This window comes from Sphingomonas sp. SORGH_AS_0438 (assembly GCF_031453475.1).
Classification (GTDB): Bacteria; Pseudomonadota; Alphaproteobacteria; order Sphingomonadales; family Sphingomonadaceae; genus Sphingomonas.
This window is the reverse complement of the sequence record NZ_JAVIZS010000001.1, coordinates 916,701-942,034: the sequence shown is the minus strand read 5'-3', so window position 1 is coordinate 942,034 and position 25,334 is coordinate 916,701. Positions and strand designations below refer to the sequence as shown.

Genomic DNA, 25,334 nt, shown 5'->3' with positions numbered 1-25,334 from the left:
CTACGACGCCACGCCCGCGCCGCCTCGTCCTTCGACTAGCCCCGCCCCATCATATGGTCAACGAACTGGCCCAGCGTGCGAAAGCCCGACAGGCGCAAGGGACCGTCGTCCTTCGCCATGGCGATCGGCACCATCGCGCGTTCGAAGCCGAGCTTGCCCGCCTCCTTCAGCCGGAGCGGACCATGGGCGACCGGCCGCACCTCGCCCGACAGCGCGACCTCGCCGAACGCGACCGAGTCCGCCGGCACCGGCCGTTCGGACAGGGCGGAGATCAGCGCCGCCGCCACCGCCAGATCGGCCGCCGGGTCCTGCACGCGGTAGCCGCCGGCGATGTTCAGATAGACTTCCGCGGTCGAGAAACTGAGGCCGCACCGCGCCTCCAGCACCGCCAGGATCATCGCCAGCCGGCCGCTGTCCCAGCCGACCACCGCGCGCCGCGGCGTCGCCCCGCTCGCCAGCCGCACGACCAGCGCCTGGATCTCGACCAGCACCGGCCGCGTCCCCTCCAGCGCCGGGAACACGGTGGCCCCCGTCACCCCCTCGTCGCGCTGGGTCAGGAACAGCGCGGACGGATTGCCGACCTCGGCCAGTCCCTCCGTCTGCATCGAGAAGACGCCGATCTCGTCGGTGCCGCCGAACCGGTTCTTGATCGCGCGCAGGATGCGGTACTGGTGGCTGCGCTCACCCTCGAACGCCAGCACCGTGTCGACCATATGCTCCAGCACGCGCGGACCGGCGATGCTGCCGTCCTTGGTGACATGGCCGACCAGCACCAGCGCGGTGCCGCGCTCCTTGGCGAAGCGGATCAGTTCCTGCGACGAGGCGCGGACCTGGCTGACCGTGCCCGGCGCGCCCTCGATCAGGTCGCTGTGCATGGTCTGGATCGAGTCGATGATCAGCAGGTCGGGCGGAGTCCCCGCCGACAGCGTGGTCAGGATGTCGCGAGTCGAGGTGGCGGAGGCGAGCTGCACCGGCGCCCCCCCCAGCCCCAGCCGCCGCGCGCGGAGCCGCACCTGGTCCGCCGCTTCCTCGCCCGAGACATAAGCGACGGTCTTGCCCTGCATCGCCATCCGCGCCGCCGCCTGGAGCAGCAGGGTCGACTTGCCGATGCCGGGATCGCCGCCGATCAGCGTCGCCGACGCCTCGACGAAGCCGCCGCCCAGCGCCCGGTCGAACTCGGCGATGCCGGTCGTCATCCGATCGGGCAGCGCGACCTCCGCGTCCAGCCCGCTCATCAGGATCATGCGACCGCCGCCCTGCAGGTTATGCTTGGCGGCAAAGGGGGTCGCGCTCGCCCCCGCTTCCTCGACCAGCGTGTTCCAGGCCGAGCAATCGGCGCATTGCCCCTGCCATCGGTGCGACACCGACCCGCAGGACTGGCAGACATAGCGTTTCTGGATCTTGGCCATGGCAGCGACATAGGGGAACAGGACAGGAACGCCAAGGGCAAACCGGTCGTTCTGCGGCTTATGGTCATTCCCGGGCCATCCGGCTATGGCCCCGGTTCCATGCAGGCCACCGATCTTCGCGTCGCCCTTTTCAGCGGCAACTATAACTATACCCGCGACGGGGCCAACCAGTCGCTCAACCTGCTCGTCGGCCATTTGCTGGCGGCGGGGGTGGCGGTGCGCGTCTATTCGCCGACCCTGCCCAAGCCGGCCTTCGCCCCGACCGGCGACCTGGTCGACGTGCCCGCCATTCCGATGCCGTTCGGCCGCGCCGAATATCGCATCGCGCGCGGCCTGCCCCGGCGCGTGGCGCAGGATCTGGAGGCGTTCGTCCCCAATATCGTCCATGTCTCCGCGCCCGAACTGCTCGGCCATGCGGCGGTACGCTGGGCGAAGCGGCGCGGCATCGCCACCGTCGCCTCCTTCCACACGCGGTTCGAGACCTATCCGCGCTATTACGGCCTGGCCGCGGTCGAGCCGTTGATCGTGCGGCTGATGACCCGCTTCTACGACAAGTTCGACCGGGTGCTGGTGCCCAGCCCCAGCATGATCGACCTGCTCCACCAATGGGGCGTCGCCGCACCGATCGGCATCTGGTCGCGCGGCATCGACCATGACCGGTTCCGCCCCGACCGGCGCAGCTTGGGATGGCGACGGTCGCTGGGCATCGCCGATGGCGACGTGGCGGTCGGGTTCCTGGGCCGGCTGGTCAAGGAAAAGGGGCTGGACGTCTTCGCCGACGTGATCGCGGCGCTCCGCCAGCGCGGCGTGCCGCACAAGGTGCTGGTGATCGGCAAGGGCCCGGCGCAGGACTGGTTCGCCGAACAGGCGCCCGAGGCGATCTTCGCCGGCTTCCAGAGCGGCGACGATCTGGGCCGCGCGGTCGCGTCGATGGACGTGTTCTTCAACCCCTCCGTCACCGAGACGTTCGGCAATGTGACGACCGAGGCGATGGCGGCGGGCGTGCCCGTCGTCGCGGCGCGCGCCACCGGCGCGGTCGACCTCGTCGTGCCGGGGGAGACGGGCTATCTGGTCGCGCCGCGCGACATCGCCGGCTATGCCGATGCGATCGCCGCGATCGTCGCCGATCCGGCCAAGCGCGCAGCGATGGGCCATGCGGGCCATGCCCGCGCCGCCGCCTATCGCTGGGACACCGCGAACCAGGCGGTGCTCGACACCTATCGCGCACTGACCGGCGGCTGACCGGTGCAAGGCCGGCAACACGGTGTTTCCGGACTGGACGCTTGATCCGGCGGCCGGCCCGCGCCACATGCCGGTCATGCTGATCGAAACCGAAGCCACGCCGAACCCGGCGACGCTCAAGTTCCTGCCCGGCCGCGTCGTCATGGACGCCGGCACGCGCGATTTCGCCACCCCCGAGGAAGCGGAGGTGAGCCCGCTGGCCGAGGCGCTGTTCGGTCTCGGCGACGTGACCGGCGTGTTCTTCGGCCGCGATTTCGTCTCCGTGACGATCGCGCCGGGGGCCGACTGGCGCGACGCCAAGCCGGACGTGCTGTCGATCCTGCTCGACCATTTCTCCGCGCACATGCCGCTGTTCCGCACCGCCAGCGCCGATTTCTCGGTTCCGGTCGAGGCCGAGACGTTCACCGACGATCCCGCCGATGCGGAGATCGTCGCGCAGATCCGCGAGCTGATCGACACGCGCGTCCGCCCGGCGGTCGCCAATGACGGCGGCGACATCGTCTATCGCGGCTTCGACAAGGGCAAGGTCTATCTGCGGATGCAGGGTGCCTGCGCCGGCTGCCCCTCCTCGTCCGCGACGCTGAAGAACGGCATCGAGCAGCTCCTTCGCCACTATGTTCCCGAAGTCACCGAGGTAAGGGCCGTCTGATGGCAAAGCTCGACCCGTCCGCGCTCGACCAGCTGTTCCTGACCGCGCGCAGCTATAATCACTATACCGACCAGCCGGTGTCGGAGGACGAGCTCCACGCATTGTGGGACCTGCTCAAGATGGGCCCCACCTCCGCCAACCAGCTGCCGGCGCGCTTCGTCTGGTGCACGTCGGACGACGCCAAGGCGAAGCTAGCCGAATGCTGTTCGGAGGGCAATCGCGACAAGGTGCTGAAGGCTCCCGTCACGGTGATCGTGGCGATGGACACCGAGTTCCACGAGCATCTGCCCGAACTCTTCCCCCATACCGACGCCAAGAGCTGGTTCGACGGCAATGCCGAACTGCGCCAGGCATCGGCCTTCCGCAACTCGACCTTGCAGGGGGCCTATCTGATCATGGCCGCCCGTGCGCTGGGGCTCGATACCGGGCCGATGTCGGGCTTCGACGCGGGCGCGGTGGACAAGCTGTTTTTCGCCGACCAGCCCTCGGTCAAGACGAACTTCATCGCCACGCTTGGCCATGGTGATCCGGCGACGCTGCATGGCCGCTCGCCGCGTCCGGCGTTCGAGAAGTTCAATAGCATCGCATGAGCGGAACGGCCTGAGTCGATGCGGACATTGGTGATCGAGACCGCGACCCAAAGCTGCTCGGTCGCGCTGATCGCGGGCGGGCGGGTGATCGCGGCGCGCCATGACGTGGTCGGGCGCGGACATGCCGAACGGCTGGTGCCGATGATCGCGGAACTGCCGGAGGGCGGCCGCGCCGAGCGGATCCTGGTCGATGTCGGTCCGGGCAGCTTCACCGGCGTGCGCGTCGGCATCGCGGCGGCGCGTGGGCTGAAGCTGGGCTGGGGCGCGAGCGTCGGCGGCTTCTCCTCGCTGGCGCTGGTCGCGGCGGCGGCGTTGCGCGACCGGCCCTTGCCGACGGAGGCGGCGTTCGTCGCCGCCGTGCTGGAGGCGGGGCATGGCGAGGTCTTCCTCCAGCGCTTCGATGCCGCATTGTCGCCGCTCGACGACGTGCGCTCCATGCCGCCGGCCGAGGCGGCGGCGCTGATCGGCGACGCACCCGCGGTCGGCAACGGCGTCCACCGGCTGGAGGGTCTGGTCGCGGACCGGCGGCAGGCGCTGCCCGACGCGGCCGACCTCCTGCTGCTACCGCCCGCGCTTGCAGACCTGCCACCGCGCCCCTTGTACGGGCGCGCGCCAGACGCCAAGCTGCCGCAATGATGGCGACCCGGATGCTCACCCTGCGCCCTGGCGATACCCGCGACGCCTGGATCGTCGACGAGCTGATGGCCGCCGCCTTCGCCCCCCGCTTTGGCGAAGCCTGGACGCGCAGCCAGTGCCTGGGCGTGCTGGCGATGCCCGGCGTGTCGCTGATGATCGCCTGTATCGACGAGGTGCCGGCGGGCTTCGCCATGACCCGGATCGTTGCCGACGAAGCGGAACTGCTGCTGCTCGCGGTGGTCCCCGCCCATCAGCGCCACGGCATCGGCGGCGCGCTGCTGCGTGAGGTGATCGCCGAGTGCGAGCGCGCCGAAGTGACCAAATTGCATCTGGAGGTGCGGGCCGGCAATCCGGCGCTGGCGCTCTATGACAGGGCCGGCTTCGCCAAGGTGGGCGAGCGTCGCGCCTATTATCGCGGCCGGGGTGGCGAGGCGTTCGACGCCCATACCTATTCGCGCGCCCTCTAATTCGACCCCCTTCACTTATTGCGAGTCGGTATCCTCTTTTCGCAACAAGCGAACGGGCCTAATGCGTCGTCATCAAGGAGTGACATGAGATGGCGCGGAAGATCGACCTGGAAGCCCTTTGCCAGCAAAAGGGGCTGCGCATCACCGAACAGCGCCGGATCATCGCCCGCGTCCTGTCCGAGGCGGAAGATCATCCGGACGTCGAGAAGGTGTATGAGCGTGCCTCCGCGATCGACAAGGGCATCTCGATCGCCACCGTCTATCGCACGGTGCGCCTGTTCGAGGAGGCCGGCATCCTCGACCGGCACGATTTCGGGGACGGTCGCGCCCGCTACGAACCCTCGCCCGAGGCGCATCACGACCATCTGATCGATGTCGAGACCGGCAATGTGCTGGAATTCGTCGATCCCGAGCTGGAACTGCTGCAAAAGGCGATCGCCGAGCGGATGGGTTTCCGCCTGGTCGACCACCGCATGGAACTCTACGGCGTCCGCCTCGACCGCAAGCCGTGATCCCGAAGGCGGAGCACGGCCGGTGACCGCCAACCTCCGACTGGCGGCGCGCCTCGCCAGGCTCGCCGCCGCATTGGTCACCGCGCTGCCGCTCCACGGCCTGTGGCGACTGGCGGGCCGGCCATCGCCTTGGCCGCGCCGGTTCCTGCGGCGATGCGGGCGGATCGTCGGCGCGCGGCCGGTCGTGATCGGCACCCCGGCCGGGGCGCAGACGGTGATGCTGGCCAATCATCTGAGCTGGATCGACATCCTGCTGCTCGCGGGCGAGACGGGCGCGGCCTTCGTCGCCAAGGCGGAGTTGCAGGCGTCGCCGATGGTCGGCTGGCTGGCGGGGCTCAACCACACGCTGTTCGTCGATCGCGCCGACCGGCTGGGGATCGCGGACCAGGTCGAGCGGCTGCGCGGCGCGCTGGCCCGCCCCTGGCCGATCGTGATCTTCCCCGAGGGGACGACGGGCGACGGCGAGACGCTGCTCCCGTTCAAGCCCGCGCTGCTCGGTGCCCTCGCCCCGCCGCCGCCGGGCCTGTGCGTGCAGCCGGTCCGGATCGACTATGGCGCGGCGCGCGACCTGATCTGGGGGGACGAGACGGGCCTGACCCATGCGCTGCGCGTCCTGCGCCGGCCCGGCCGCTTCCGCCCGACGCTGCGGTTCGGCGAGCCCTTCCTGCCGCACGGCCATCGCAAGACCATCGCGGCCCAGGCCCATGCGGCGGTCGCGGCGCTCGGCAGCGTCGCCCCCTCCCCTTCCGCGCCGGCTTCTGGTAACGGCGCGGCATGACCGCGCCCAGCAAAGACCTGCCCAAGACATTCCACGTCAAGTCGTTCGGCTGCCAGATGAACGTCTATGACGGCGAGCGCATGGCCGAACTCATGGCCGCGCAGGGGCTGACCGCCGCCGATGCGGACAGCGCCGACCTCGTCGTGCTCAACACCTGCCATATCCGCGAAAAGGCGACGGAGAAGGTCTATTCGGACATCGGCCGGCTCCGCAAGCACGGCCGCACGCCGATGATCGCCGTCGCCGGCTGCGTCGCCCAGGCCGAGGGCGAGGAGATCATCGCGCGCGCCAAGGTCGACGTCGTGGTCGGCCCCCAGGCCTATCACAACCTGCCCGATCTGGTCGCCAAGGCGGCGGCGGGCGCGCCCGCGCTCGACACCGACATGCCGCTCGCCTCCAAGTTCGGCAAGCTGCCCGCGCGGCGCAAGGTCGGCCCCTCCGCCTTCCTGACCGTGCAGGAGGGCTGCGACAAATTCTGCACCTATTGCGTCGTGCCCTATACGCGCGGGGCCGAGGTCTCGCGCCGCTTCGACGATCTGGTGGTCGAGGCGCGGGCGCTGGTCGAGGCCGGCGCGCGCGAGATCACGCTGCTCGGCCAGAACGTCAACGCCTGGGACGATGAGGGCCGCGGGCTGCACGACCTGATCCGCACGCTCGACCAGATCCCCGGCCTGGCGCGCATCCGCTACACCACCAGCCATCCCAACGACATGCGCCAGGGCCTGATCGACGCGCATGGCGATGTCGAAAGCCTGATGCCCTATCTGCACCTGCCCGTGCAGTCGGGCTCGACCCGCATCTTGAAGGCGATGAACCGCAGCCATGGCCGCGACGATTACCTCCGCCTGCTCGACCGGGTGCGCGCGGTGCGGCCCGATATCGCGCTGTCGGGCGACTTCATCGTCGGTTTCCCGGGGGAAAGCGAAGCGGATTTCCGCGACACGCTGAGCCTGGTCGAGCAAGTTGGCTATGCCCAGGCCTTTTCGTTCAAGTACAGCCCGCGCCCCGGCACCCCCGCCGTCGGCCTGACCGACGAGGTGCCGGCGGAGGTGATGGACGAAAGGCTCCAGCGGCTCCAGGCGGCGCTCGGCCGCGACCAGCAGGCGTTCAACGCCGCCACCGTCGGCCGCATTTGCCAGGTGCTGGTCGAGCGGCGCGGCAAGCTGCCCGGGCAGATGCTCGGCAAGTCGCCCTGGCTGCAATCCGTCCACTTCATGGGCGACCATGCGATCGGCGATCTGGTCACCGTGACGCTGACCGCCGCCGGCCCCGTTTCGCTTTCGGGCGTCGTCCGAATGGCCGAGGCCGCATGACATCTTTCCTTTCGGTCGTCGGCGTCCCACATTCACCTTCGACTCGCTGACACTGAAAGGACCGCATGAGCCGCAAGCCCGTCCCCGCCCGCCTGGGTGAGCGTTCCCGCACCGAACTGGTGTTCGACCGCCCACAGGCGCTGGCGCTGCTGTTCGGCCAATATGACCAGAATCTGGTCGCGCTGGAAAATCGGCTGGGAGTGTACATCACCGCGCGGGGCAATCGCATCGGGCTGGAGGGCACCGCCGAACAGGTGGCGCTGGCCCGCGACGTGCTCCAGGATCTCTATAGCCGGGTCGAGCGGGGCGAACCGGTCGACACGGGGCTGGTCGACGCCTCGATCGCGATGGCGGCGGAGCCGACGCTCGACGGCATCGTCTCCGCCGAGGGGCAGCGCGGCCCCGGCATCATGATCCGCACCCGCAAGAAGACGATCGTGCCGCGCACGCCGGCCCAGGCGCACTATATGCGCGAACTGGTCGGCAACGACATGATCTTCGCGCTGGGGCCGGCGGGCACCGGCAAGACCTATCTGGCGGTGGCGCAGGCGGTGGCGCAGCTGATCACCGGATCGGTGCAACGGCTGATCCTGTCGCGCCCGGCGGTCGAGGCGGGCGAGCGGCTGGGCTTCCTGCCTGGCGACATGAAGGAGAAGGTCGATCCCTATCTCCGCCCGCTCTACGACGCGCTCTACGACTGCCTGCCCGCCGAGCAGGTCGAACGGCGGATCGCCAGCGGGGAGATCGAGATCGCGCCGATCGCCTTCATGCGCGGCCGGACGCTGGGCGACGCCTTCGTCATCCTCGACGAGGCGCAGAACACCACGCCCGCGCAGATGAAGATGTTCCTGACCCGCTTCGGCCAGAACAGCCGGATGGTGATCTGCGGCGATCCCAACCAGGTCGACCTGCCCGGCGGCGTCGCCGCCTCCGGTCTGGCGGACGCGGTGCGCCGCTTGGAGGGGCTGGAGGGGATCGCGATGAGCCGCTTCACCGCCGCCGACGTCGTCCGCCACCCGATCGTCGGCCGCATCGTCGAAGCCTATGAGGGCCCGAACGCCTGACGCGCAGCACGCCCGGTATCCACGGGCGTGCTGTTCCCCCCTCCCCATCTCGGCTAAGGACCGGGCATGATCCAGATCGAACTTTCCCGCGAAGAGCCCTGGCCCGATGGCGACTGGCAGGTGATCGCCGAGCGCGCCGCCCGCGCCGCGATCGAGCGGACGCCGCAGGGCCCGCTCATCACCACGCCGGCCCTGGTCGAGATCAGCGTGCGGCTGACCGACGATGCCGAGGTGCAGGCGCTCAACCACCAATATCGGCAGAAGGACAAGCCGACCAACGTCCTGTCCTTCCCGATGGTGCAGCCCGACCTGATCGATACGGTCAGCCAGAACAGCGACGATGGCGAGCTGCTGCTCGGCGACATCGTGCTGGCCCATGGCGTGTGCGAGCGCGAGGCGGCCGAGCGCGGCATCCAGGTGACCGACCATGCCACCCATCTGATGGTGCACGGCGTGCTCCATCTGCTAGGCTATGACCATGTCGATGACGACGAGGCGGCCGAGGCGATGGAGGAACTGGAACGCCAGGCGCTCGCCTCGCTCGGCATCGCCGACCCCTATCTGATACGTGAGGACTGATCTTGGCCGACGACCGAAGTAGCGCCGCGCACGATGAAAGCATCTGGCGCGGCCTGAAAAGCCTCATCTTCGGCAATGGGGTCGAGGAATCGCTGCGCGAACAGCTGGAAGAGGCGATCGACCGGCACGAGGACGACCCCGCGCCGGACGCCAAGGGGGACCTGTCGCCGCTGGAGCGGCAGATGGTCCGCAACCTGCTGCATTTCGGCGAGCGCGATGCCGGCGATGTCGGCGTGCCCCGCGCCGATATCGTCGCGGTCGAGGAGCGGACCAGCTTCGCGCATCTGGTCCAGATCTTCGCGGAGGCCGGCCACAGCCGCCTGCCCGTCTATCGCGAGAAGCTCGATACGATCATCGGCATGGTCCATATCAAGGACGTGTTCGCGATCCTGGCGCGCGGCGGGCCGCAGCCGGCGACGATCGCGGCACTGATCCGCGAGCCGCTCTATGTGCCGATGAGCCGGGGCGCGCTCGACGTGCTCGCCGACATGCGCTCCAAGCGCGTCCATCTGGCGATCGTGCTCGACGAATATTCGGGCACCGAGGGCCTGGTGACGATCGAGGACCTGGTCGAGGAGATCGTCGGCGAGATCGAGGACGAGCATGACGAGGCGCCCCAGGTGCTGCTGATCCCGCTCGACAATGGCGGCTGGGACGCCGACGCACGCGCCGAGTTGGAGGACGCGGCCGAGGCGATCGACGAGCGGCTGGGCGAAGCGGACAGCGATGTCGACACGTTGGGCGGGCTGGCGGCGGTGCTGGCCGGCCATGTCCCGGCGATCGGCGAGTGCATCGTCCATCCCTCGGGCTGGACGTTCGAGATCATCGACGCCGACGAACGCCGCATCCACCGGCTGCGGCTCCACCCGCCGGCCGAGCAGGCCCTCGAGGCCGCCGATTGAACAAGGCCTCACCAGCGGCGGCTTGCGCCGCTGGTGATCAGGCAGCTTCGCACCGTGGCTGATCGTCCTGCGACGTCGTCGCGATGCTCTGTGTTTCCTCGGATTGGGTCACGATCTCGAACCACTGATCAATATAGCCAGCGAGCGTCTTCGGTCCATTTTGTCGCAAGTGCCGAGCGTCGGCTATATCGTGCCGAGCGATACCAACCCCTATATCGAAAAGAGTGATACACCCGTACGTTAACAACATTCGTCGCCAGATACTATTTAGCGCGAAAAATACTTCCTTGGGGAGAGCATCATTACGATATGCATCGCTTTCCAAATCCTCCGGTGGCAGCAATATCAATGCTTTTATGTCATTAAATTCGAGAAACTGACACATGTGTTCCACGCACGCTTCATATAGCCCGATATCAGTTTGAATAATAATTCCAGTGTTGTAGCTATATCTGTATTGCGACCCTGCATCATAGACAATAAACTTTGGACAATCAGGAATTACGTAACAACCATCAATAAATCTGGCTAAATCAAATTCTCGCGGGTATAAATCGGCATCGATTTTACTACGAAACTTACTATAGTGCGCTATGCCTCCTGACTGGCAGGAAGCCATAAGCCGCATCGACAATTCCGTATCCATGGCTTCGTGCTGACTGTTGAGCAGCATAGTACGCACTTCAGGCTCGTGGTAATATTGTTCACTGATCCATGTACCACTTTCCCGCGACCACCGCCGCACCCAGTCGCCAGGTATTATGAGATCGGCAGTATGATACGATTGAATTTTTTCGATTGCCCAACTCTCAATGCCCATATGCATCACCCGGCATGAGAAGACAAAATGGATCAAATTTTTAGTTGCGTTATCCACCACGCCGAAGCCGACCAATCCATGATCGCCATACCGATCCGATGCAAAAAACGTATAACAGTCAAAAGCATGACTTCCATCCATGATGAAGCCATAGAGATGTTCCGAAGAAATACGACTTTTGGAGTAATTGAGCTGGTTGGAGCGTGCCACCAGTTCGACGACTCGAGGAAGGTAATCCAGTATTCCCATCCCTCGCACGGCACACACCTTTATGTCGCACGAACGCAGGAAGGCTTCATCACTGACCTGCCCCTGCGTACGGCGATCGTCGCGCTTCGCCTGTAGACTGCGATACTCGGCGACCCGGTTGCGACTGGCAGCCTGGTCGGTGAGCAAGCGGCGCAGGTCCGACTCCACGGTCGGCAAGGTTGCATCAAGGGTGCTAAGCCCCGGAAGACGGAACATGGCCTCGTTCAGATTGACGTGATTGTCGTCGATGAACAGCGTGTTCTCGGCGCGTAGCTGCATGTCGGCAAGGATCGTAGCGATCGCCTCGCCCTTGGGCTGATAAGCGATCTCCGGGAACACGAACTCATCCCACAGTCCAAATGCCTCCAACTGCGCGCGGGCCGTCGCGAAGTCGTTCTTGGAGCAGATGGCAGAGACGATGCCATGGGCATTCAGGGCCCGCACCAACTCGGCACGCTCCTCAATCAGCCGGATTGTGTCGCCAGCGTCCAACGTGCCGTGCCACAGGGTTTCATCTAGATCCCAGATGACCAGCTTAATCACGGTCCTTGCCCTCTTCGCATTCGGATTGACGTGGTTATCTTATATTGCGGTTAACCGCGTGGCGGTTGGGGCGGTGCGGTTTCTGATCGTCAACGTGATCCGCAAACCCGCGCCGCACCAACCATCGGCCCTTCCGTTCGGCACGCGGAGCGCCTAACTTGCCGTCATGCTGAAGCACGTCCTGCGCGTCCTCGCGCTTGTCATCGTCGTGGCGATCGGGATCGTCGTCTATATCGCCTGGCCCGATGAGGCGAAGCTGTCGGTCGACCAGGTGGCGGGCGCACGGCCCGATATCACCGCGCCGCGCGTCCAGACCATTCCGACCGTCGAGGTGGCCGATGCGATCGGCTGGCCCGCCGGCGCCAAGCCCAAGGCCGCGCCGGGGCTGGCGGTGGTGGCCTTCGCCACCGGGCTCGATCATCCGCGCTGGCTCTACCGCCTGCCCAATGGCGACGTGCTGGTCGCCGAGACCAACTCCCCGCCGCGCTCGGGTGGCGGCATCAAGGGCTGGGTGATGCGCCACCTGTTCGGCAAGGTCGGCGCGGGCGTGCCCTCCGCCAACCGCATCACGCTGCTGCGCGATGCCAATGGCGACGGCGTGGCCGAACAGCGCCACGTCTTCATGCAGGGCCTCAACTCGCCCTTCGGCATGGCCCTGCTGGACGGGCAGCTCTACATCGCCAATACCGATGCGCTGGTCCGCGTGCCCTATCGCGATGGCGAGACGCAGATCACCGCCAAGCCGGAAAAGGTCGTTGCGCTGTCGGGTGGCGGCAACCACTGGGCGCGGAACGTGATCGTGTCGGGCGACGGCAAGACGCTGTTCGTCTCGGTCGGCTCGCGCACCAACATCGCCGATGAGGGGATCGAGCGCGAGAAGTACCGCGCCAACATCCTCCAGGTCTGGCCCAACGGCGACTGGCGCATCTTTGCCGCCGGCCTGCGCAACCCGAACGGCATGGCGATCAATCCGATCAACAAGCAATTGTGGACGGTGGTCAACGAGCGCGACATGCTCGGCTCCGACCTCGCCCCTGATTATCTGACCCAGGTCGAGTTTGGCGATCAGTTCGGCTGGCCTTGGTATTATTGGGGCGGCTATCCCGACAACCGGGTCGAGCCGAAAAACCCGCAATTGCAGGAATATTCCAAGCGCCCCGATTATGCGCTGGGGCCGCATGTCGCCGCGCTGGGCCTGAGCTTCGCCGACAGCGCCAAGCTGGGCACGGCCTGGGCGAACGGCGCCTTCGTCGGCGAGCATGGCTCGTGGAACCGCAAGCCGGTGTCCGGCTACAAGGTCGTCTATATCCCTTTCGGTCCGACCGGCTATCCGGTGAAGGGGGCCAAGCCCGTCGACGTGCTGACCGGCTTCCTCAACGGCAAGGGCGACGCGATGGGCCGTCCGGTCGGCGTCATCACCGATCGCACCGGCGCGCTGCTGGTCGCGGACGATGTCGGCAACGCGATCTGGCGGGTGTCCGCGGCCCGGTAAGCCGGCGGTCAGGGCGCGATCGAGGATTGACGCCCGCCCCATCTCCTTTTGCGTAGCCGTATCGGAAGCGGCTGAAGCCGAACCAGGGGCGAACCCGAGGCGGCCGCCAACTCTGTAGTACCCCTGCCGCGCCCCTGCGAACGCAGGGGCCCAGGGTACCGCACATCTCCGGCCGTTGCTTGGCCTGGCCCTGGGCTCCTGCCGTCGCAGGAGCGCGGCAGAGCGTTTTGCGAATGTCGCGCTCCCACCGATCGTTCGACGGGATCGGCGATCGTTCAGCCCCCTCCCCCACGATGGTCGCTGCGACTTTGGTCGTAGATGCCCGCTGCGCCCCATTGGCGTAGAAGGACCGCCACCGACCAGGGGACCAGTCCGATCGAACGGCACGGCCCCGACGACCAAGGGGATGGATGATGACGAAGGGCAGTCGCGGGCGGACACGGGGTTCGCGGGTTTATGATAACGCTACCAGCCTGATCGTGCTGGCCGCCGCGCTGATCGCCAGCCCGGCCCTGGCGCAGGAAGCGGCCCCGGCCGCGCCGCAGAACCAGGCCGGCGTGCCGGACTCCACGCGCTCCGCCGATCCCGCCGCGCCCGACCAGCTGATCGCCCCGGAGACCACTACCGACGGCACCGCCGAGCCGCAACAGGCCCCGACCACGGGCGCGGACATCGTCGTCACCGGCACGCGCATCACCGCGACCGGCTTTAACGCGCCGACGCCGACGACGGTGATCGGCGAGGACCAGATCCTCAAGAACGCGCAGCCCAACATCTTCAACACGGTGGCGCAGCTGCCGTCGCTGCAAGGCTCGACCGGCGCGCAGACGGGCACGTTCAGCACGTCGAGCGGCTCGCAGGGTCTCAGCTCCTTCTCGCTGCGCGGTCTGGGCACGATCCGCACCCTGACGCTGCTCGACGGGCAGCGGGTGGTCGGCGCGAACGTGACGGGCGTGCCGGACATCAGCCAGTTCCCGCAGCTCCTCATCAAGCGCGTCGATATCGTCACCGGCGGCGCCTCCGCATCCTATGGCTCGGACGCGGTCGGCGGTGTCATCAACTTCATCACCGACACGCGCTTCACCGGGTTCAAGGGCAACCTTCAGACCGGCGTCACCAATTATGGCGATGGCGGGCAGGTGCTGGCACAGGCGGCGGTCGGCAAGGCCTTTGCCGGCGACCGGCTGCACGTCATCCTGAGCGGCGAGTATTCCAAGGACCAGGGCGTCGGCCCGGGCTATTTCGGCGAGGATCTGGCCGGCAGCCGCGATTGGTATCGCGCCAGCACGCTGGTCGACACCGGCATCCGCAACAACGGCTCGCCGCAGTTCAACTATCGCGACCATGCCCAGGCCTATCAATATACCCGCTACGGCCTGATCAGCAACGGACCGCTCCAGGGCACCGCCTTTGACGTGAACGGCGTCCCCTTCCAGTTCAACTATGGCTCGAACGGCGTGCCGGCCAAGAATGCGGGCGGCAGCGTGATCGGCTGCTTCGTCGGCTTCTGCGTCGGCGGCGACCAGTCGGGCCATGTCGGCTCGGGCACCTCGCTGCAATCGGCGCTCCAACGGCTGAACGGCTATACGCGCATCGGCTATGACATCGCGCCCGACACGGAGATCTACGCCACCGTCAATGTCGCGCAGGTCAAGTCGAGCAATCAGCCCAATCCGGGCGCGGCGCGCAGCGGCCTGACGATCAGTTGCGCCAATCCCTATCTGCCCGAGTCGATCACCGCGGCCTGCGCGGCGAACGGCATCTCCTCGTTCCAGTACGGCCTGAGCAGCGCGATCCTGCCCAACATCAAGGTCCATACCGACCGGCGCCAATATCGCTTCGTCGGCGGACTGAAGGGTAAGGCCGATCTGGGCGGGACCAACTGGTCCTATGATGCCTATTACGAGCATGGCATCAACTTCACCGACATCAATGTCGACAACATCCTGCTGACCCGCCGTTACGACCAGGCGATCAACGCGACCCGGATCAACGGCCAGATTGTCTGCGCCGATGCGACGGCGCGGGCCAATGGCTGCCAGCCGATCAACATCTTCGGCGGCTTCACTCCTTCGGCCGGCGCGCTGTCGTACATCGTGCCGGAGAACGGCCCGTTCCAGCATACCAAGCAGACCCAGGATGCCGCCGCGATCAGCGTGTCGGGCACGCCGCTGGAATTGTGGGCCGGGCCGCTCGCCATCGCGTTCGGTGCCGAATATCGCCGGGAATTCTACCGGGTGAACGCCGATCCGTATGGCGCGGGCGTCTCGTCGATCAGCCCCAATTCGGACCTCTACCCGGCCGATCCGACCCTCAATTCGACGACGGGCAGCAACTGGTACGCCGGCAACTACAAGAACGGCTCGGGCAAGTACCACGTCCTGGAAAGCTTCCTGGAGCTCAACCTGCCGGTGCTCGACTCGGAAGTGCTGGGCAAGGCGAACGTCAACCTGGCCGGCCGCGCCACCCGCTATTCCACCTCGGGCCTGATCTATGCCTGGAAGGTCGGCGGCACCTGGGAGACGCCGCTCGACGGCCTCCGCCTCCGCGCCGTCACCTCGCGCGACGTGCGGGCACCGAACCTGTCGGAACTGTTCGCCGCGCCGACCACCACGACCGTGCCGAACTTCACCGATCCGCGCACCTCGGCGCAGTTCCCCAATGGCCGGCAGGTGCTGATCATCCAGAACACGATCGGCAATTCCCAGCTTCGCCCGGAAACCGCGCGCAGCACCGAGGCGGGCATCGTCTATGCGCGGCCGTCCTGGCTGCCCGGTCTCAGCCTGTCGTTCGACTATTACAACATCAAGGTGAAGGACGTCGTATCCAGCCTGTCGGCGCAGCAGATCGTCAACCTCTGCGTCGTCCAGAACATCCCCGCCACCTGCGGTGCATTCGACCTCGACAGCGACTTCAAGTTCGTCAACGTCCAGTCGTTCAACCTCGCCTCGATCAAGACGCGCGGCTTCGACATCGAGGCCAGCTATCAGTGGCGCAATCCGCTGGGCCTGGACGGCAACTTCACGCTGCGCGGCCTCGGCACGCACGTGATCGACTTCATCACCGATCCCGGCCTGCCCGGCACCATCCCGGTCGACTCGGCCGGCGCCAATTCGGGCGCGACGCCGGACTGGAAGTGGCTGGCCATCCAGACCTATGACAATGACAAGTTCAGCCTGCTGGTCCAGGAGCGTTGGTTCAGCGACGGTGTGTTCGGCAACCAATATGTCGTCTGCTCGGCCGGCAACTGCCCGGTCTCGACCGCGAACAATCCGACGATCGACTATAAACCGGATGAAGGGCGCCTTCTACGTCGATATCGGCGGGTCGGTGAACGTCACCAAGGAAGTGGCGATGTTCTTCAAGGTCGACAATCTGTTCGACCGCGATCCGACGCCGTCGCCGCAGACCAATACCGGACTCGACGTCAATCCGGCGCTCTACGACACGCTGGGCCGCTTCTACCGCATCGGTGTCCGCGCCCGCTTCTGATCCCCCCAGGTTGCCCCGGACCCCTCCGGGGTGGCATTCCCCTGCCCTGACACGGCGTCGGTCGATCCAGTCGACCGGCGCCGTCTTTTCATGCCCGTCAGGCCATTTCCAGCAGGACGCCGGCTTGTGGCGCACGCGTCGGTATCGGCGCCCCCCGCATGTCGACCGTGAAGCTTTCCGCCTGCCGCGCCATCGCCTCCACCTCGTGCGACAGGGTACGCGCGGCGGCCGAAGTCTCCTCGACCATCGCGGCATTCTGTTGCGTCGCGCCGTCCATCACGCTGACGTTGCGCGCGATCTGGCTGATCGCCGTCGCCTGCACCTGATTGTCCGTCGCCATCCGGCCGACCAGCCCGTGGACCAGGCCGACATCGCCCGCGATTGCGACCAGCGCCTCGTCGACCCGCTGGACCAGATCGACCGCGGAGACGATCTCGCCCTGGGTCACGGTCAGTTGCGACCGGGCGCGCTTGGCCTCCTCCTCGGCGCGCATCGCCAGTGCGGAGACTAGATCGGCGACCACCGCGAAGCCACGCCCCGCCTCGCCCGCCCGGCCCGCCTCGACAGCGGCGTTCATCGCCAACACGCGGGTCTGGAAGGTGATCTTGTCCAGGCCCTCGATCACCGAGTCGATCCCGCGGGCGCTGGCCGAAACCCGCTGCATCGCCGCCACCGCCTCGTCGGCGACGGCGCGACCATCGCCCACGGTCGCGATCGCATCGCCGGCCTTCACCACCATCTCCCCCGCCGCCTGTTCGGAGGCGGTGACCCGTGCCTCGATCCGGCCGATCTCGGCGGCCGTGGACTCCAGATTGGCGGCGCTCTGTTCGGTGCGACGGGCCAGATCCTCGGAGGCGAGCGCGATCTCGCTCGATCCGGTGCGGATCGACACGGCGCTGGTCCGAACCGATCCGATCAGCCCGCGCAGATGCGCCAGCCCCGCATTGAAGTCGCGGCCGACCGCCGCATAATCGGCCGGGAAGTCGGCCGGGATCTCACAGGTCAGGTCGCCTTCGGACACCGCCGCGATCGTCCGCTGCAAGCCTTGCGTCACCTGGCGCTGGGTCGCCGCCTGGACCCGTTCCGCCTCGATCCGCGCCGCGCCGCGCGCGCGGAACACCTCGCAGGCGCGCGCCATTCGGCCCAGTTCGTCCGCATCGTCGACGTAAGGGATGTCGACGGTCCGTTCGGCCGCCAGATCCTCCATCGTCCCCGCCAGACACCCGATCCGGTTGACGACGCCGCGTTGCGTCACCCGCTGCGACGCCAGCCACACGGCCGCCGCCACCGCCGCCAGCACCCAGGCGGTGATCGCCGCGCCCTGGTCGATCGTGCTGATCCAGCTGACCTGTGCGTCGGCCTGACGGATCTGCTCGTCGATCAGGTCGCTCATCGCCGCCGAAACGGGATCGATCGTGCCGTAGAGCGTGCCAATGACAAACCGGTCGAGCGCCGCCCGGTCGCCCCGACGCAGGATCGACTCCAGCGTCGCGACATGCCGGTCCGCCGCCGCCATCCGCTGCTCGGCGATCGCCGCCAGCAGGGCCTCCTTCCCGCTCGGGCGCGTCGCGGCATAGGCGCGCCAATGCTCGGCCAACTGCGTCCGCCCGTCATGCACATGGGCCAGCGACTGGGCCATGGTGAAGTTGCCGTTGCGCGCCTTGTGCGCGGCATCGACGATATCGACCGCATATTTGTCGGCCACGACCTTCAGGTCGCGCAAGGGGGCGATCCGGCCGGTCAGCAACTGGCTGAGCGCCTGTCGATTGGCATGGAGCGACAGGTGCAGCGTCAACGTCAATCCGGCAAAGGCCAGCGCCAGCAACGACAGACATATTATCAGCCTGGTCCGGATCGTCATCTATTCTGGTCCGTCACGATGCGAGGTTAATGGAACGCATCATAGAGGGCGGCCGGGACGGAGACGGACCGAATCGGATAATATTATATCGGATCACTGCATCCTTTTGATTATGCTCGAATCCGATTTTGAAGGCCGGCAGCGTGGCCGAGGATGGGCCGGACCCGGCCGTCCCCTGTCCGGCAAAGGCGAAAATGCGCTATGATGAGGGACATCGTCCGCCGGCGCGCTGCGGGAGAAACCCCGCGCCGCCCCCTTTCCCCCCAGCCGGAGCGCTGCTATCGCGCGCCATACCCCTGCCCTTCGCGCCCCCTGCGGTCCTTGCGCCCGCGTCCCCGGCGCGCTGGGGCATAGACAGGCAGAAGGACCCCTATGACCGCCATCGGCCAGGACACGCTCAACACCCGCACGACCCTGTCGGTCGGTGGCAAGAGCTATGATTATTATTCGCTCGCCAAGGCGGCGGAGCAGCTGGGCGACGTGTCGCGCCTGCCCTTCTCGATGAAGGTGCTGCTGGAGAACCTGCTGCGCTTCGAGGACGGCGTCACCGTCACCCGCGAGGACATCCAGGCGATCGTCGACTGGCAGAAGGATGCGCGCTCCAATCGCGAGATCCAGTATCGCCCCGCGCGCGTGCTGATGCAGGATTTCACCGGCGTGCCGTGCGTCGTCGACCTCGCCGCGATGCGCGATGCGATGACCAAGCTGGGCGGCGATGCCGAGAAGATCAATCCGCAGGTCCCCGTCCACCTCGTCATCGACCACTCGGTCATGGTCGACGAGTTCGGCACGCCCCAGGCGTTCCAGGACAATGTCGACCTGGAATATCAGCGCAACGGCGAGCGCTACGAGTTCCTGAAGTGGGGCAGCAAGGCGCTGGACAATTTCCAGGTCGTGCCGCCGGGCACCGGCATCTGCCACCAGGTCAATCTGGAATATATCGGCCAGGCGGTCTGGTCGTCCAAGGAGATCGGCGACCATGCGCGCGGCGAGGCGATGATCGCCTATCCCGACACGCTGGTCGGCACCGACAGCCACACCACGATGATCAACGGCCTGGGCGTGCTCGGCTGGGGCGTCGGCGGCATCGAGGCGGAAGCCGCGATGCTCGGCCAGCCGGTGTCGATGCTGATCCCCGAGGTCGTCGGCTTCAAGCTGACCGGCGCCCTGAACGAGGGCATCACCGCCACCGACCTGGTGCTGACCGTCACCCAGATGCTGCGTGCCAAGGGCGTGGTCGGCCGCTTCGTCGAGTTCTTCGGCCCCGGCCTTGCCAGCATGACGCTGGCGGACCGTGCGACGATCGCCAACATGGCGCCGGAATATGGCGCGACCTGCGGCTTCTTCCCGATCGACGAGCGGACCATGGACTATATGCGCCTGACCGCGCGGTCCGAGGAGAATATCGCGCTGGTCGAGGCCTATGCCAAGGAAAACGGCTTCTGGCGTCACGCCGACAGCCCGGACCCGATCTTCACCGACACGCTGGAGCTCGACATGGGCACCGTCACCGCGTCGCTCGCCGGGCCGAAGCGTCCGCAGGATCGCGTGTCGCTGGGCAAGGTGGACGAGGTGTTCAACGGCGACCTGTTCAAGGTCTATCACAAGGAGCGCCCGGTCCGTGCGCCGGTCGCCGACCGCGACCATGACATCGGCGATGGCGACGTGGTGATCGCGGCGATCACCTCGTGCACCAATACGTCCAACCCGTCGGTGCTGGTCGCCGCCGGCCTGGTCGCGCGCAAGGCACGGGCGCTGGGCCTGAGCCCCAAGCCCTGGGTCAAGACCTCGCTCGCGCCCGGATCGCAGGTGGTCACCGACTATCTCGACAAGGCGGGCCTGACCGAGGACCTGAACGCCATGGGCTTCAATCTGGTCGGCTATGGCTGCACCACCTGCATTGGCAATTCGGGGCCGCTCCCCGCGCCGATCAGCGCCGCGATCAACGAGAACGACCTGGTCGCCGCGTCGGTCCTGTCGGGCAACCGCAACTTCGAGGGCCGGGTGTCGCCGGACGTGCGCGCCAACTTCCTCGCCTCGCCGCCGCTGGTCGTCGCCTATGCGCTCAAGGGCACGGTCACGACCGACATGAACACCACGCCGATCGGCCAGGGGTCGGACGGCCAGGACGTGTTCCTGAAGGACATCTGGCCGACCAACGACGAAGTCACCACGCTGATGAACGCGAACATCGACGATGCGATGTTCCGCAACCGCTATGGCAATGTCTATCAGGGCGACGCCAAGTGGTCGGGCATCGACGTGACCGGGTCGGACACCTATCAGTGGCGCGCCGGTTCGACCTATGTCGCCAACCCGCCCTATTTCGAGGGTCTGGAGATGACCCCGGCCCCCGTGTCGGACATCATCGAGGCGAAGCCGCTGGCAATCCTGGGCGACTCGATCACCACCGACCACATCTCGCCGGCCGGCTCGATCAAGGCGGACAGCCCGGCGGGCAAGTACCTCCAGGAGCATCAGGTCAGCCGCGCCGACTTCAACAGCTATGGCGCGCGTCGCGGTCACCACGAGGTGATGATGCGCGGCACCTTCGCCAACATCCGCATCAAGAACGAGATGGTGCCGGGCGTCGAGGGCGGCATGTCCAAGTATGACGGCGAGGTGATGCCGATCTACGACGCGGCGATGCGCTACAAGGCCGATGGCACGCCGCTGGTCGTGGTCGCGGGCAAGGAGTATGGCACCGGTTCGTCGCGCGACTGGGCGGCGAAGGGTACCAACCTGCTCGGCGTCCGCGCCGTGATCGCCGAGAGCTTCGAGCGCATCCACCGCTCGAACCTGGTCGGCATGGGCGTGCTGCCGCTGCAGTTCGCGGCGGGCGTCGATCGCAAGTCGCTGAACCTGGACGGTTCGGAGACCTTCACCATCCATGATGTGAGCGGCCTGCGTCCGCGCCAGGATGTCGAGGTCACGCTGACCCGCGCCGATGGCAGCAGCGAGACGTTCCAGACCCGCTGCCGGATCGATACCGTCAACGAGCTGGAATATTTCCTGAACGGCGGCATCCTTCACTACGTGCTGCGCAAGCTGGCGGCGTAAGGACGGTGCCCGGGCGTCCGGCCGGTCCGGACGCCTGAGAGTTCAAGCGAAAGGCCGCGATCCTGCGAGGGGTCGCGGCCTTTTCGTGTGAGGGCGATGGGATCGCGCGAAGACGCGAAGCGGGTGCGTGGGGTGCACGCGCTCCGATCCTGTCCATTTAACGACCCACCAGTTCCCCGGCGAAGGCCGGGGCCCAGTTGGGGGACGTCGGTAGGGAGTGCTTCGCTCCGTTACATCAACCTTCCCACCTGGGCCCCGGCCTTCGCCGGGGAACCGAAGAAGGAACGAAACACCACCTCCGCACCACCCCGCTCAAGGCATACGGAACCGCCACCGCCCCGCATCGCTGCGCGCGTCGAAGGGTGCCAGCGTCACCGTGCTGGTGCCGATCGCCATCAGTGCGCTGTCCTGTCCCTTGGCGCGCAGCTTGGGCGTGATCCGGTAGCTGCCGTCGGTCAGCTGATCGATCCGCCACAATTGCGCATCCGACCCCGTATAGCCCGGCACGGCCTCCACCTCGCCCGCCGGCGTCGTCGCCAGCACGCGCTCGGTGCCGGTGATGCCGATGCGGTAATAGGGCGCGCCGAACCAGCCGCCCTTGTCGGGCATCGGCGTGACCGTCCAGCGCTGGTTCGGCCGGTTCATATGCGCGGCCAGCTCGACCCGTACCCGCCCCGCCGGCCAGCCGCCCTGCACGTCCGCCAGACCCTGATCGGGCAAGGCCCTGGTCGCATCGGTCGGCTTGGCCATGAAGCTGGCGCGCACGTCGAAGGGGATGCGGACGAAATCGACCTTGAGCTGCAAGGCATTGCCGCTCCGCTCCGACTGGATCTCATAGTCGCCCGGCCGCACGTTGCTGCCCGCCACCGGCCAGCCGTCGCGCCACAGCAGCGGCTCGATCGCCAGCACGCTGCGCCCGCCCCGGTCGAGGTCGGACTCATAGTGCATCGAGAATTTCTGGGTGCCGCCCCCCAGGTCGATCAGCCCGAAATGCCCGGGCCCCTGCACCCGGTCATGCGCGGCGGCGACCAGCTTGCCGCCGCCCTTCAGCAGCGGCTGGCCCATATTGTCGACATAGGGCCCCAGCACGTTCCGCGACCGGCCGACGCGGATGTTGTAGGTCGAGTTCGGTCCGTCGCAGCAGGTGCCGTGCGTGCCGAGCAGATAATACCAGCCATCGCGGTGCATCAGCGCGGTCGCCTCCATGTCGATGGCGATATCGACCGGCTGGTTACCCGCGACGCGCAGGCCCGTCCTGGGATCGAGCTCGATGATGCGGATCGAGCCGAAATAGGTGCCGTAGCTCAGCCACAACCGCCCATCGACATAGAGGAAGGCGGGATCGATCGCGTCGTGATTCTCCACCCCGTCGCTCGAGGCGACGACGCCGACATCGTGATAGCCGAAGTCGCGGGATTGCGGGTCGAGTGACTTGGTCCACATGATCTTGACCTGGCTGGCATGGCCGCCCGACATGCCGCCGCCGCCGACGGCATAGGCGACGTAATAGCGATCGCCGATATGGATGATGTCGGGTGCGACGCCGCCGCCCGGCCGCTCCGCGCCGCCGCGCCAGGTCCAGCCATCCTCGGAGATCAGCCCGCCGCCGCGCGTGCCGAAGGTGAACCATTTCCCGTCCGACTCGGTGACGGTCGAGGGGTCGTGGATGAAGACGGTGCCGGCGAGCTGCGCCGGGGCGGGCGAGACGGCGAGGAGTGCGGCGGCACCGGCGGACAGCCGGCAAAGGGTCCTGATCATGACGGGCATCCTCACTTCACGTCGGTGGTGATGTCGCGGATCGGCTGTCCGGCCGCGTCGACGAAACGGATCGCGAAGTCGCTCAGGCCGGGCCCGTTGATGACCGCGCCGCGCAGCACGTTGCGCCCCTTTTTCAGGGTGATGCGATCAGACAGCAGATCGTCCATCACCATCCGCCGGTCGTCGAACGCCTCGACCGCCAGATCGCCGTTCAGCCACCAGCGCGATGCCGAGTTGGACCCGACCGCGAGACGCACGTCGCGCATCTCGCGCGGGCTGTTCACCACCGTCACCGCCCAGAAGATCACGCCATATTTGGGCTGGCCGAGCGCCTGCGCGAAGTTGAACAGCTTCACGTCCCAGAGTTTCGAGTCGAGCGCGTGCCAACGCAGCGGCCGGTCGACCCGCACCATCTGGCCATCGCGCGGCAGGGCGGCGAAGCGGCCGGGATAAGTCTGCGGCGACAGCGTCTCCCGGACATAGGTGCCGGTGAAGACCGCATTGGTCGGGTTGGGCTTGGTGATCGGCTCCAGCAGCAGCCAGCGCCGGAGGAAGCCGTCCGCATCCGGCGCGATCGGGCCGCCCGCGGCCGGCTGGAAATAATCCGCGAGCGGCAGCACCGCGGGGGCGCTGGCGGCCGGCGTCTGCGCGGTCGCCGCGACCGGGGTCAGGGCCATGATCAGGCCCCCGAAGAAGGCGTGTCGCGTCATCCTGCTGCTCCCGAAGAGGGTCCGGTGGTGGACATGGGCGTGGTGATGCCGCTGACCGACAGCCAGCGGGTGAAGGCGTCGAACCAGCCGGGGCTGGTGGTGCCGGGCTTGCCGAGGCCGAAGCCATGGCCGCCGCCCTGGTAGAGATGGAATTCGACCGGCCGCCCCGCCTGCTGCCAGGCATCGATCAGGCCTAGCCCCTTGCGCGCGAAGAGCGGATCGTCGGCGGCCAGCACCGCGAACAGGGGCGGCGCGTCCCTGGGCACCGTCACCGCCTCCATCGATCCGTAGATCGGCGCGATGAAGGCCAGCTTCGTGTCCGGCGCCGACAGGGCGGTGACCATCGTCGTCATCGCGCCCGCCGAAAAGCCGATCATGCCGATGCGGTTCGGGTCGACATGCCATTCCCCGGCCCGCGCGCGCACCAGTCGGACGGCGGCGCGCGCATCGGCGATCTGGTCGGTGAGACCCGCCGCCGCCGCATCCGAGCCAAGCCGGGCGCGCGGCTGTCCGACGCTGGCGAACATCGCGTTCACCGCGCGTTCGAAGCCCGGCAGGTCGGCGGGCGTCGGCTTCAACCGATATTTGAGGACGAAGGCGGCGATGCCGCGATCGGCGAGCGCGCGGGCGACACGCCAGCCCTCATTCTCCATCGACAGCATCAGGAAGCCGCCACCCGGCGCGACGATCGCCGCCGCGCCCGTGGCCCTGGCGGGGTCGGGCAGGACCGGCGTCAGCGTCGCGACCGACACGTTGCGCGTCATCGCCACGCCATATTGGCGGAACCAGCTTTCCGCCGGCGCGGAGGCGCTGTTGCCGGGTCCGGTGCCGAGCGGGATGGCACCGGGCGCGGCGGGCGCGGCCATGGGCGTCATCCGCGCATCCTGCGCCGCCGCGGGCACGGCGATCGCCGCCAGCATCGCGCCTCCGATCAGGACCCTGGCCACCGCCATCCTCTCATTCTCCCTGCCTCGCGCCGACGCTGTCCCGCGCCGGTCCCGATCCGTGGTAGCGCAACCTACGCACGGTCGCGGCCGGCCGTCAACTTGTCCAACAACAATAGCGATCAGCGCTCGGCAACGACCCCGCCAATCTCGCGGGATTGATGGCCGTTACGTGGTACACCGTTGATCACAAACGGCTTCTCGGGCAGGATCGGGCTTCAGGGAGCAGCAAAATGCTCCGACAATAATCGAGGGGATGGACCG

At 67.2% G+C, this 25,334-nt stretch carries 19 protein-coding genes and 1 pseudogene; 14 read left to right on the top strand and 6 right to left on the bottom strand.

Going from position 1 to position 25,334, the window contains the following annotated elements:
• Window positions 1-35: 35 nt before the first annotated feature.
• Window positions 36-1,409, bottom strand: a complete 1,374-nt coding sequence (gene radA / locus QE452_RS04560; RefSeq protein WP_309659834.1) for a DNA repair protein RadA — start codon at window positions 1,407-1,409, stop codon at window positions 36-38.
• A gap of 99 nt (window positions 1,410-1,508) precedes the next feature.
• Here radA and QE452_RS04555 point away from each other — a divergent pair, with 99 nt between their 5' ends.
• The 11 genes from QE452_RS04555 to QE452_RS04505 all read left to right on the top strand — a co-directional run bounded on the left by QE452_RS04555 (window position 1,509) and on the right by QE452_RS04505 (window position 10,141).
• Window positions 1,509-2,651: a glycosyltransferase family 1 protein gene (locus QE452_RS04555; protein ID WP_309659835.1), complete on the top strand. Its 1,143-nt coding sequence runs from the start codon at window positions 1,509-1,511 to the stop codon at window positions 2,649-2,651.
• Between the two features lie 76 nt (window positions 2,652-2,727).
• Window positions 2,728-3,300 carry a NifU family protein gene (locus QE452_RS04550; RefSeq protein WP_309659836.1) on the top strand — a complete coding sequence of 191 codons (573 nt, stop codon included), beginning with the start codon at window positions 2,728-2,730 and terminating at the stop codon, window positions 3,298-3,300.
• A complete protein-coding gene (locus tag QE452_RS04545) occupies window positions 3,300-3,890 on the top strand; it encodes a malonic semialdehyde reductase (protein WP_309659837.1) in 591 nt (196 codons plus the stop codon). Before QE452_RS04550 ends, QE452_RS04545 begins: the two co-directional genes overlap by 1 nt.
• An 18-nt stretch (window positions 3,891-3,908) precedes the next feature.
• On the top strand, window positions 3,909-4,526 hold the full coding sequence (tsaB, locus tag QE452_RS04540; RefSeq protein WP_309659838.1) for a tRNA (adenosine(37)-N6)-threonylcarbamoyltransferase complex dimerization subunit type 1 TsaB: 618 nt from the start codon (window positions 3,909-3,911) through the stop codon (window positions 4,524-4,526).
• Between the two features lie 11 nt (window positions 4,527-4,537).
• Window positions 4,538-4,993, top strand: coding sequence for a GNAT family N-acetyltransferase (locus QE452_RS04535; protein WP_405052732.1), 456 nt, complete (start codon window positions 4,538-4,540; stop codon window positions 4,991-4,993).
• An 89-nt stretch (window positions 4,994-5,082) separates the two neighbouring features.
• Entirely contained in the window at window positions 5,083-5,505 is a 423-nt protein-coding gene (locus QE452_RS04530; RefSeq protein ID WP_125994556.1) for a Fur family transcriptional regulator, read from the top strand.
• Window positions 5,506-5,527: 22 nt separating this feature from the next.
• Window positions 5,528-6,283 carry a lysophospholipid acyltransferase family protein gene (locus tag QE452_RS04525; RefSeq protein ID WP_309659839.1) on the top strand — a complete coding sequence of 252 codons (756 nt, stop codon included), beginning with the start codon at window positions 5,528-5,530 and terminating at the stop codon, window positions 6,281-6,283.
• Window positions 6,280-7,596: a tRNA (N6-isopentenyl adenosine(37)-C2)-methylthiotransferase MiaB gene (miaB, locus tag QE452_RS04520; RefSeq protein WP_309659840.1), complete on the top strand. Its 1,317-nt coding sequence runs from the start codon at window positions 6,280-6,282 to the stop codon at window positions 7,594-7,596. The genes QE452_RS04525 and miaB overlap by 4 nt, the downstream gene beginning before the upstream one ends.
• Window positions 7,597-7,661: 65 nt before the next feature.
• Window positions 7,662-8,660, top strand: a complete 999-nt coding sequence (locus tag QE452_RS04515) for a PhoH family protein (RefSeq protein WP_125994553.1) — start codon at window positions 7,662-7,664, stop codon at window positions 8,658-8,660.
• Window positions 8,661-8,726: 66 nt separating this feature from the next.
• Window positions 8,727-9,239 carry an rRNA maturation RNase YbeY gene (gene ybeY / locus QE452_RS04510; protein ID WP_309659841.1) on the top strand — a complete coding sequence of 171 codons (513 nt, stop codon included), beginning with the start codon at window positions 8,727-8,729 and terminating at the stop codon, window positions 9,237-9,239.
• Between the two features lie 2 nt (window positions 9,240-9,241).
• The gene (locus tag QE452_RS04505) at window positions 9,242-10,141 is read left to right on the top strand and encodes a hemolysin family protein (protein WP_309659842.1); all 900 of its coding nucleotides are present in this window, start codon (window positions 9,242-9,244) and stop codon (window positions 10,139-10,141) included.
• A gap of 37 nt (window positions 10,142-10,178) precedes the next feature.
• Here the strand turns inward: QE452_RS04505 and QE452_RS04500 are convergent, their stop codons facing one another.
• Window positions 10,179-11,753, bottom strand: a complete 1,575-nt coding sequence (locus tag QE452_RS04500; RefSeq protein ID WP_309659843.1) for an HAD-IIIC family phosphatase — start codon at window positions 11,751-11,753, stop codon at window positions 10,179-10,181.
• Window positions 11,754-11,919: 166 nt separating this feature from the next.
• Here QE452_RS04500 and QE452_RS04495 point away from each other — a divergent pair, with 166 nt between their 5' ends.
• Window positions 11,920-13,245 carry a sorbosone dehydrogenase family protein gene (locus tag QE452_RS04495; RefSeq protein WP_309659844.1) on the top strand — a complete coding sequence of 442 codons (1,326 nt, stop codon included), beginning with the start codon at window positions 11,920-11,922 and terminating at the stop codon, window positions 13,243-13,245.
• Window positions 13,246-13,655: 410 nt separating this feature from the next.
• Window positions 13,656-16,737, top strand: a pseudogene (locus QE452_RS04490) (TonB-dependent receptor plug domain-containing protein).
• A 97-nt stretch (window positions 16,738-16,834) separates the two neighbouring features.
• On the opposite strand, the gene QE452_RS04485 reads toward QE452_RS04490, so the two are convergent.
• Window positions 16,835-18,598, bottom strand: coding sequence for a methyl-accepting chemotaxis protein (locus QE452_RS04485; RefSeq protein WP_309659846.1), 1,764 nt, complete (start codon window positions 18,596-18,598; stop codon window positions 16,835-16,837).
• 372 nt (window positions 18,599-18,970) lie between these two features.
• Between QE452_RS04485 and acnA the strand changes: the two genes are divergently transcribed.
• Complete coding sequence (gene acnA, locus QE452_RS04480; RefSeq protein WP_125994547.1) at window positions 18,971-21,658, top strand: aconitate hydratase AcnA; 2,688 nt, start codon at window positions 18,971-18,973, stop codon at window positions 21,656-21,658.
• A gap of 312 nt (window positions 21,659-21,970) precedes the next feature.
• Here the strand turns inward: acnA and QE452_RS04475 are convergent, their stop codons facing one another.
• The 3 genes from QE452_RS04475 to QE452_RS04465 are packed head-to-tail and all read right to left on the bottom strand — an operon-like array spanning window position 21,971 to window position 25,079.
• On the bottom strand, window positions 21,971-23,416 hold the full coding sequence (locus tag QE452_RS04475; protein WP_309729658.1) for a family 43 glycosylhydrolase: 1,446 nt from the start codon (window positions 23,414-23,416) through the stop codon (window positions 21,971-21,973).
• Window positions 23,417-23,427: 11 nt separating this feature from the next.
• Window positions 23,428-24,126: an acetylxylan esterase gene (locus QE452_RS04470; protein WP_309729656.1), complete on the bottom strand. Its 699-nt coding sequence runs from the start codon at window positions 24,124-24,126 to the stop codon at window positions 23,428-23,430.
• Window positions 24,123-25,079 carry an alpha/beta hydrolase gene (locus QE452_RS04465; protein ID WP_405052731.1) on the bottom strand — a complete coding sequence of 319 codons (957 nt, stop codon included), beginning with the start codon at window positions 25,077-25,079 and terminating at the stop codon, window positions 24,123-24,125. The genes QE452_RS04470 and QE452_RS04465 overlap by 4 nt, the downstream gene beginning before the upstream one ends.
• Window positions 25,080-25,334: the final 255 nt, after the last annotated feature.

What these genes read in the sequence shown, in the direction of transcription:
- radA (WP_309659834.1), bottom strand. Translation starts at nt 1,409, where the DNA reads ATGGCCAAGATCCAGAAACGCTATGTCTGCCAGTCCTGCGGGTCGGTG.
- QE452_RS04555 (WP_309659835.1), top strand. Translation starts at nt 1,509, where the DNA reads ATGCAGGCCACCGATCTTCGCGTCGCCCTTTTCAGCGGCAACTATAAC.
- QE452_RS04550 (WP_309659836.1), top strand. Translation starts at nt 2,728, where the DNA reads ATGCTGATCGAAACCGAAGCCACGCCGAACCCGGCGACGCTCAAGTTC.
- QE452_RS04545 (WP_309659837.1), top strand. Translation starts at nt 3,300, where the DNA reads ATGGCAAAGCTCGACCCGTCCGCGCTCGACCAGCTGTTCCTGACCGCG.
- tsaB (WP_309659838.1), top strand. Translation starts at nt 3,909, where the DNA reads ATGCGGACATTGGTGATCGAGACCGCGACCCAAAGCTGCTCGGTCGCG.
- QE452_RS04535 (WP_405052732.1), top strand. Translation starts at nt 4,538, where the DNA reads ATGCTCACCCTGCGCCCTGGCGATACCCGCGACGCCTGGATCGTCGAC.
- QE452_RS04530 (WP_125994556.1), top strand. Translation starts at nt 5,083, where the DNA reads ATGGCGCGGAAGATCGACCTGGAAGCCCTTTGCCAGCAAAAGGGGCTG.
- miaB (WP_309659840.1), top strand. Translation starts at nt 6,280, where the DNA reads ATGACCGCGCCCAGCAAAGACCTGCCCAAGACATTCCACGTCAAGTCG.
- QE452_RS04515 (WP_125994553.1), top strand. Translation starts at nt 7,662, where the DNA reads ATGAGCCGCAAGCCCGTCCCCGCCCGCCTGGGTGAGCGTTCCCGCACC.
- ybeY (WP_309659841.1), top strand. Translation starts at nt 8,727, where the DNA reads ATGATCCAGATCGAACTTTCCCGCGAAGAGCCCTGGCCCGATGGCGAC.
- QE452_RS04495 (WP_309659844.1), top strand. Translation starts at nt 11,920, where the DNA reads ATGCTGAAGCACGTCCTGCGCGTCCTCGCGCTTGTCATCGTCGTGGCG.
- QE452_RS04485 (WP_309659846.1), bottom strand. Translation starts at nt 18,598, where the DNA reads ATGACGATCCGGACCAGGCTGATAATATGTCTGTCGTTGCTGGCGCTG.
- acnA (WP_125994547.1), top strand. Translation starts at nt 18,971, where the DNA reads ATGACCGCCATCGGCCAGGACACGCTCAACACCCGCACGACCCTGTCG.
- QE452_RS04475 (WP_309729658.1), bottom strand. Translation starts at nt 23,416, where the DNA reads ATGATCAGGACCCTTTGCCGGCTGTCCGCCGGTGCCGCCGCACTCCTC.
- QE452_RS04470 (WP_309729656.1), bottom strand. Translation starts at nt 24,126, where the DNA reads ATGACGCGACACGCCTTCTTCGGGGGCCTGATCATGGCCCTGACCCCG.
- QE452_RS04465 (WP_405052731.1), bottom strand. Translation starts at nt 25,079, where the DNA reads ATGGCGGTGGCCAGGGTCCTGATCGGAGGCGCGATGCTGGCGGCGATC.